The organism is Candidatus Avelusimicrobium stercoris (assembly GCF_002437085.1).
GTDB lineage: Bacteria > Elusimicrobiota > Elusimicrobia > Elusimicrobiales > Elusimicrobiaceae > Avelusimicrobium > Avelusimicrobium stercoris.
Window position 1 is genome coordinate 7315 of sequence record NZ_DJOA01000024.1, and the last position, 7267, is coordinate 14581.

The window sequence follows — 7267 nt, forward strand, 5'->3', positions numbered from 1 at the left end:
ATAAAGGCCTTAACAAGGAGAAAAAATAAAAAATGAAAGGATTTATGAATACTTTGTTGTCATTCCAGGGCCCGCATACAAGCGGGAACCTGGAATCCAGAAATAGAAAAGGAAAAGGTCTTTATAAACAGACTGGATCCCGGGTCCACGCCCGGGATGACTACTACAACGGCAACGACAGATCCCGGATAAAGACCTTCCGGGATGACGGCTTAACAACAAGTGGCCGTGCGGCAACCCCAAACAGACGTCATTCCGTAAGGTTTCTGCACGGAATCTCGCTGTTTCGTAACAACAGATTCTGGAACGCTCTGCGCCAGCCAACTTTCCAGAATGACGCCACTAGCACCAGTGGCCGCACGGCCACCGCGGGTTTTACTTTAATTGAACTCCTTGTTGTTGTCCTCATTATTGGCATATTGGCGGCGGTGGCTGTGCCGCAATATGAAAAAGTGGTAGAAAAAACGCGCGCTATGGAAGCCGTTGGCTTGGTGCGTTCGGTGCGTCAGGCACAGGAATTGTATTATATGCAAAATTCGCGGTATGCGTCTTCTTTGGATGCACTTACGTTATCGTTTCCGCGATCTCTGGCAAAAAATTTTAATTGGGACAGTCCCGACCAATTAAAAAACGGGCGTTTTGCTATTTCCCGCTCGGCTGAAAAATATTTTTATGTTATTGTGGCGTCCGGTGATTTCCGTGGCATACATTTGCCCGGGAAAATCTATTGTGCGGCTCCGCCAAGCAATAAAAAAGCAGTAGAAATATGCAGCGAAATCGGATCCTCGGAAGAGGACAGCGACGGCTCTTGGCGGCGGTTTGTAATTCAGTAGATTTTTATTTGTAACGGTAAGTATCATATAATAACTATTATGAAAATAGTTGAAATAAGCCACCGCGGGGCGCTCCAATACGCGCTGGCGCATTATGGCTTACGGGGACTTACGGTAAACGAGCAGAACCCTCAGGCGGTGGGCTTTTACGAGCATTTAGGATTTACCGCCTACAAACGGACGGATTACGATGAGTAAGGTAACCCGTACCCGCTTTTGTATATGAAGTTAGAAAAATAAATTATTTATGATTGCCCTATGGACGATAAAAATATTTGTTCAAAAATTATAAAACAAGTTTGTAAGGAAATTTTGTTGCCGCTGGGGGTGTTTCAGAAAGGAACCTCCCGGGTGTATTTGGATGATAATGATTATTTTTTTACGGTAGTGGAATTTCAACCGTCAAATTGGGACAAAGGAACTTATCTAAATATAGGTTTAACTTTTTTGTGGGGGGATAAGCAACCGGACGTTTTATGTTTTGCTTTTTTCAAGACAACCCGCCGCCAGATATGGCAAGTTCGTAGAATATAAGGATGAAACCCAATTTAGAAATGAAATACTAAATTTGGCAAATATGGCAAAAGCAGAAATATTATTTTATAGAAAATTGAGAGACCCCGAATTTGCAAAAAGGTGGATGCTATCATATATAGAAAAATTTAAAGAACAAAAATATGCAAGGTTCGGCTTGGATGCCACCAATATTTGCCTACTCAATAATGATACGAAATTAGCAAAATTTTATTATGAAAATTATCACAGGGAACGTGATGAAGAAATAAACTATAAAAATTTGAGTAAAGAATATGTGAACTCTGCTATTAAGGCAACGCGGAAATTGTGGCATAGTAAATCATCAATGGCAAAAATGCCTTTTTCAAAGATATATGACAGTTAATTACTATTTAATGGTTTCTTCACCCCATAAAAAAGCCCCGCGATTTGGCGGGGCTTTTTGCACGCTTTTGAGCGTTATTTAATTTTGTAGAACTTGGCGATAATATCCCAGGCTTCTTCGGCAGTTTCCACCGTGGCGCAGGCTTCGGCTTCTTCGGGCGAAATCACGCCGTAGGAGGCCAAGCCCGGAATATTCACTACCGTATTCCAGAACTCTTTGCCCACTAAGACTATCGGGATTTCCTGCTTTTTGCCCGTTTTAACAAGCGTTAAAATTTCAAACAGTTCGTCAAATGTTCCGAACCCGCCGGGGAACACCACAAAGGCTTTGGCGCGCATTACCAAATGCAGTTTGCGGATGGCAAAATAGTGGAACAAAAACGCCAAATTTTTGGTGATGTACGGATTGGGGTGCTGTTCGTGCGGCAGGGTAATGTTCATACCGATACTGCGTCCGCCGTTTTCAAAGGCACCGCGGTTGGCGGCTTCCATTAAGCCCGGGCCACCGCCTGTAACCACGGCAAAGCGGTCGCCGGCGTGCTGTACCACGATTTTGGCGAATTTGCGCGCTTCGTCGTAATACTTGGAAAGTTTAGCCAAACCTTCGGCTTCGTACACGCGGTTTTGCAAATTTTTGTCAGACGGGTCTTTGGCAAGGGCTTCCTTGGCGGATTTGAGTTTGGCGGACGCATCCTTTTCCTCGCGCACGCGCGCGCTGCCAAAGCAAACCACCGTATCGGTTACGTTGAAATGGCGGAGGTAAATTTCCGGCTTCATTACCTCTAATTCCATACGCACGGGGCGCATAATGTCCTTCTTCAAAAGCGCAATATCTTCATACGCTTTAATATAAGAATCTTCGTGCTCAATGGCTTGTTGTTCTTTGGTAGTCATAAAGTCCTCACTTTATCCATTTTAAAATATGGTCCGTCATTTGTTCGGCATTGAGGCCTAACTTATCAAACAAGTTAGCCACCTTGCCGTGCTCCACAAATTCGTCGCCTATACCCAGGCGCAGGAGTTTGAAATTGGCCTGTTTATCAGCCAGATATTCGGCCACGGCCGAGCCAAAACCGCCCGCCAGCATATTGTCCTCTACGGTAACCAAATGCTTGGAAACCTTTAAGGCTTCGTCAATCAGTTGCGTATCCAACGGTTTGACAAAGCGCATATTGACGACTCCGCAGTCAATTTTATGCTTTTTGAGCGCTTCGGCCGCCGCCAAGGCGGGGTGCACGCGGTTGCCAATGGCCAAAATGGTAACGTCCTTGCCTTTTTTGAGCCATACCCCTTTGCCGATAGGCAAATCTTGGGGTTCGTCGTCTAATTTCACGCCGAAGCCCGCTCCGCGCGGATAGCGTAGCACAAAGGGGGCTTTTGCGTCAAAGGCGGTTTTAAGCATATGCTGCATTTCGTTTTCGTCCGCCGGGGCGGCCAAAATCAAATTCGGGATGTCGCGCAGGAAACTTAAATCAAACACGCCGTGGTGCGTGGGGCCGTCTTCACCCACCAGCCCCGCACGGTCCAGCGCAAACACAACGGGCAGTTTTTGCAAGCAAATATCGTGCAAAATCTGGTCGTAGCAACGCTGGGCAAAGGTGGAATAGAGCGCGACAATAGGCTTTACGCCGCCTGCCGCAAGTCCGGCCGCAAAGGTGGCCGCGTGTTCCTCGGCAATGCCTACGTCAAAATAGCGGGAGGGGAATTTGTCGCGGAAGGCGTCTAATCCCGTCCCCTCGGGCATTGCGGCGGTAATGGCGGCAATGGAGGGGTCCTTTTCCGCCAGTTTCAAAAGCGCGTTGGAAAATGCTTTTGTAAACGTAAGGGCGGAAGATTTGCCCAAGGAGTCGCCCGTTTCCACGTCAAAAATACCGATACCATGGAACTTGGTCGGCTTTTCCTCGGCGGGCTTGTAACCTTTGCCTTTTTTGGTAACCACGTGCAGCATTACCGGGCCCTTTACGTCCTTTAAATTTTCCAGCACTTCAATCATTTCGTTAATGTCGTTCCCGTTTACTGGGCCGAAATAACGGAAGCCCATTTCCTCAAACAAGGTACCGGGAAACAGAATAGAGCGCGCCCGCTTGGCGAGTTTGGCCGCATTGTTGCCCAGTTCGTCAAAGCGTTTTAAAAAGTTGGTGGCCTTTTCTTCGGCCAGTTGTACATATTTGGTGGTCAGCAGTTTGGTAAGCGCCTTGCCTAACGCGCCGACGCGCTGGGAGATAAACATCTGGTTATCGTTTAAAATAACCAGCATATCTGTGCGCAGCAGGCCTGCGTTTTGCATTGCTTCATACGCCATACCGCCCGTCAAACACCCGTCGCCCACCACCGCAATTACTTTATTTTTTTCCTTGCGTTGGTCGCGCGCGATAGCCAGCCCCAGCGCGGCGGAAATAGCCGTGGAGGCGTGCCCCGCGCCGAAAGTGTCGTATTCACTTTCCGTGCGTTTGGGAAATCCGCTAAGGCCGTTTTGCGTGCGGATAGTGGCAAATTCCTTTTGGCGGCCCGTGAGCAATTTGTGCGCATAGGCTTGGTGGCCCGTGTCAAACACGATTTTATCCTCGGGCGTGTTAAAGACATAGTGCAGGGCCGTGATGATTTCCACCGCGCCCAAACTGGAACCCAAGTGCCCGCCGTTGTGGCTGGCGGTTTCTATAATTACTTGGCGCAATTCCTCGCACAATGTGGGCAGGAGTTCTTTTTTAATTAAGCGTAAATCGCGCGGACTTTGAATACTGGGGAGAACTTTCATATTACTCCTTAATACGTTCTGGTTTTGAAAAATTCCGCCATTTCGTACAGCGGCCATAGGTTTTTCTTTTTGACGTTTTTGAGCGCGTTCAAGGCTTTTTGCGCGTTAGCGATTAACAACTGCGCGTGCTTGCGGCTGCCCTCTAAACCGTACAGGCTGACGAAGGTCAGTTTGCCGTTTTCCTTGTCGCTGTTAGATTTGCCCAACTGCTTGGCAGAGGCCGTAACGTCCAAAATATCGTCCACAATTTGGAATACGAGACCGATACAGTTGGCGTACTTTTTAATCAAGGTTAAATCGCTGCCTTTGGCTCCGGCCAACAAGGCGCCCGTTTCCACACTGCCGCGGATTAACGCACCCGTTTTGTTGGCGTGGATGTAGTTTAAAATGGTTTCAGGCGTGGTTTCCTTAACCGTGGCGGGGAGCATAAAATAGTGCAGGGATTTATCCGCAAGCGGTTTAGAAATTTTTCGGATTTTGTCCGCTCTCGTGCTGGCCGCATCGGCGGCGCCCATCCCTTCGGCATATACGTCGGCCACTTGCCCGCCGACCATACCCGAGGCCCCGGCGCAGTTGGCAAAGTTCATTAGCGCGTTTAAAGTATTTTCCGCGCCGATGGCCTTTACCTTGCCGTTTTGCGCAAACACTTCAAACACATACGTCAAAAGCGCATCGCCCGCCAATAAAGAAAGGTCTTCGCCGAATACCTTGTGGTTGGTGGGTTTGCCGCGGCGCAAGGAATCGTTGTCCATAGAAGGCAAATCGTCGTGGATTAAAGAATAGGTGTGCAACATTTCCACGGCGCAGGCTGCGGGCATTACGTCAGCCGCTTTTTTGCCAAACGCTTCGGCGGTGGCCATAAGCAAAATAGGGCGCACGCGCTTTCCACCGGCTTCCAAGGAATAATCCATTGCGTCGGTCAAAATTTTAGGAGAGTTTTTGATTTTGGAAATATATTTGGAAAGATTTTTTTCCACCAACTTGGCACGGTCTTTTAGATACACGTCAAACTTATTCATAGTAATAACCTCGTGGTACGGACTTTATTTTATTATACCTTATATTGAGCCCGCCGCACGGACAGCGGTGGGGGAAAAATATTATAATTCCTATTATGGTAAAAGTAAACAGGCCGCATATCGGCATTTTTGGAAAAATGAACGTGGGCAAAAGTTCCTTGATTAACGCCCTGACGGGGCAGGAAGTCTCCGTCGTGGCCGCCCACCCGGGGACGACGACGGACCCCGTCAAAAAGATTATTGAAATTTTGGGCATTGGCCCGGTAACCTTGGTGGATACCGCCGGGATTGACGACGCGTCCGCCTTGGGCGTCCAGCGTGTCCGCCGCACGAACGAAGCGTTGGACCAAGTGGATTTGGCGATTTTGGTGTTCACGGGCGAATTAGATTCGTACGATAAAAATTTAATGCAACTGTGCTCCGCGCGCAAGGTGCCGTTCTTTTTGGTGCATAACAAAAGCGATTTGCATAAATTGGATGTGCAAATAACGGGTGTTGATATCGTAGATTTTTCGTGCAAAAAACCGCAACTGCCTATCCTGTTGGATATGATTAAAAAGCACCTGCCCAAGAGTTCCTATTCGCAGTCGGTACTGTTGGACGATTACGTCCGCGCCGGGGACGAGGTGGTGTTGGTTATTCCGATTGACGCTTCTGCGCCCGAGGGACGCATTATCCTGCCACAGGTGCAGACGATACGCAACTTGCTTGATATCGGCGCGGTGGCGGTGTGCTTAAAGGACAGCGAACTGAGTAATTATTTGCAAACGCATACGCCCAAACTGGTGGTAACGGATTCCCAAGCGTTTAAATACGTCAGTTCCGTTGTTCCTCCCACCATCCCGCTGACGAGTTTCAGCATTTTGTTTTCACGCTTAAAGGGGGATTTTGAGGCGTATTTAAAGGGTACTCGCGCGATTGATACCTTGCAGGACGGCGACAAGGTGCTGATTATGGAGTCCTGTTCCCACAGCGTAAACAAGTGCGACGATATCGGCCGTACGAAAATACCCAACTGGCTGCAAAAGTACACGGGCAAAAAATTGCAATTTACCGTGGTGGCTAATTTGGATGCCTTGCCGGACGATGCGCAAACCTACAAATTGGCCGTACAATGCGGTGGGTGTATGGTAACGCGCACGCAGATTATGCGGCGGCTGAATATTTTAAAGGAAAAGGGAGTGGCCCTTTCCAACTATGGTTTGACAATCGCCTATTGCAACGGTATTTTTGACCGCGTAACGGAAATATTTAGAAAGTAAGCGTAAAGACAGACTAAAACCAGACATAATGGAAAACCCCCGGCTACACCGGGGGTTTTACAATTAAAAGGATATTCTAAATTAACGGCCCATCAGTTTAAAATAACTCCTAATAGATAATGGCCCTTGTGGGGATTCAAAAAAGAGGTCATCCTGAACTTGTTTCAGGATCTACCGATTGTGTTGTTGTTGCCGTCATCCAGGAAAGTTGTAGTCCAGGATCTGTTGTTGCTCAAAAAGAGGAAAACAACGGATACTGGACAGAAACCTTCCAGTATGACTTTTATTTTTATAAACGACCAACTGCCCAAGCAGTAGATTATGAAAACCCTGCGGGCCGCCAATTCCTCGGGGATGACGGCTAAAAATGTAATTTTTTATTGTTGCCGTTTCGTTTGTTTGCGACATTGCCAAAACAGTGTGGTTCCATTAGCCAAAAGAGGGGGAAAAGGTAAGCCGTCCGCAGGGCTTACTGGAAAGGGGTTGTTTCGTTTTTTT

Annotated in this window: 9 protein-coding genes; 6 read left to right on the plus strand and 3 right to left on the minus strand. The window is 47.8% G+C overall.

Features of this window, described 5'->3' with window-relative positions:
• Positions 1–32 precede the first annotated feature (32 nt).
• From B2118_RS04000 to B2118_RS04015, 4 genes are read left to right on the plus strand one after another with little or no spacing between them, the layout of a single operon-like run.
• Positions 33–833: a type IV pilin protein gene (locus B2118_RS04000; RefSeq protein ID WP_428053424.1), complete on the plus strand. Its 801-nt coding sequence runs from the start codon at positions 33–35 to the stop codon at positions 831–833.
• Positions 834–872: 39 nt separating this feature from the next.
• Positions 873–1031, plus strand: a complete 159-nt coding sequence (locus tag B2118_RS04005) for a GNAT family N-acetyltransferase (protein ID WP_428053425.1) — start codon at positions 873–875, stop codon at positions 1029–1031.
• Between the two features lie 60 nt (positions 1032–1091).
• Positions 1092–1367 (plus strand): hypothetical protein, encoded by a 276-nt coding sequence (locus tag B2118_RS04010; RefSeq protein WP_428053426.1) that lies wholly within the window; start codon positions 1092–1094, stop codon positions 1365–1367.
• A 43-nt stretch (positions 1368–1410) separates the two neighbouring features.
• Complete coding sequence (locus tag B2118_RS04015) at positions 1411–1734, plus strand: hypothetical protein (protein ID WP_428053427.1); 324 nt, start codon at positions 1411–1413, stop codon at positions 1732–1734.
• A gap of 74 nt (positions 1735–1808) precedes the next feature.
• Here the strand turns inward: B2118_RS04015 and B2118_RS04020 are convergent, their stop codons facing one another.
• The 3 genes from B2118_RS04020 to B2118_RS04030 are packed head-to-tail and all read right to left on the minus strand — an operon-like array spanning position 1809 to position 5507.
• On the minus strand, positions 1809–2627 hold the full coding sequence (locus tag B2118_RS04020) for a TIGR00730 family Rossman fold protein (protein WP_428053428.1): 819 nt from the start codon (positions 2625–2627) through the stop codon (positions 1809–1811).
• A gap of 7 nt (positions 2628–2634) precedes the next feature.
• Positions 2635–4488: a 1-deoxy-D-xylulose-5-phosphate synthase gene (gene dxs, locus B2118_RS04025; protein ID WP_428053429.1), complete on the minus strand. Its 1854-nt coding sequence runs from the start codon at positions 4486–4488 to the stop codon at positions 2635–2637.
• 8 nt (positions 4489–4496) lie between these two features.
• Positions 4497–5507 carry a polyprenyl synthetase family protein gene (locus B2118_RS04030; RefSeq protein ID WP_428053430.1) on the minus strand — a complete coding sequence of 337 codons (1011 nt, stop codon included), beginning with the start codon at positions 5505–5507 and terminating at the stop codon, positions 4497–4499.
• Between the two features lie 95 nt (positions 5508–5602).
• Between B2118_RS04030 and hydF the strand changes: the two genes are divergently transcribed.
• Positions 5603–6769, plus strand: a complete 1167-nt coding sequence (hydF, locus tag B2118_RS04035; RefSeq protein ID WP_428053431.1) for a [FeFe] hydrogenase H-cluster maturation GTPase HydF — start codon at positions 5603–5605, stop codon at positions 6767–6769.
• 128 nt (positions 6770–6897) lie between these two features.
• The gene (locus B2118_RS04040; RefSeq protein ID WP_428053432.1) at positions 6898–7134 is read left to right on the plus strand and encodes a hypothetical protein; all 237 of its coding nucleotides are present in this window, start codon (positions 6898–6900) and stop codon (positions 7132–7134) included.
• Positions 7135–7267: the final 133 nt, after the last annotated feature.

Excerpts from the sequence above, each read along its gene's own strand:
- B2118_RS04005 (WP_428053425.1), top strand. The coding sequence starts at position 873 with ATGAAAATAGTTGAAATAAGCCACCGCGGGGCGCTCCAATACGCGCTG.
- B2118_RS04015 (WP_428053427.1), top strand. The coding sequence starts at position 1,411 with ATGGCAAAAGCAGAAATATTATTTTATAGAAAATTGAGAGACCCCGAA.
- B2118_RS04030 (WP_428053430.1), bottom strand. The coding sequence starts at position 5,507 with ATGAATAAGTTTGACGTGTATCTAAAAGACCGTGCCAAGTTGGTGGAA.
- dxs (WP_428053429.1), bottom strand. The coding sequence starts at position 4,488 with ATGAAAGTTCTCCCCAGTATTCAAAGTCCGCGCGATTTACGCTTAATT.
- hydF (WP_428053431.1), top strand. The coding sequence starts at position 5,603 with ATGGTAAAAGTAAACAGGCCGCATATCGGCATTTTTGGAAAAATGAAC.
- B2118_RS04020 (WP_428053428.1), bottom strand. The coding sequence starts at position 2,627 with ATGACTACCAAAGAACAACAAGCCATTGAGCACGAAGATTCTTATATT.
- B2118_RS04010 (WP_428053426.1), top strand. The coding sequence starts at position 1,092 with ATGGACGATAAAAATATTTGTTCAAAAATTATAAAACAAGTTTGTAAG.
- B2118_RS04000 (WP_428053424.1), top strand. The coding sequence starts at position 33 with ATGAAAGGATTTATGAATACTTTGTTGTCATTCCAGGGCCCGCATACA.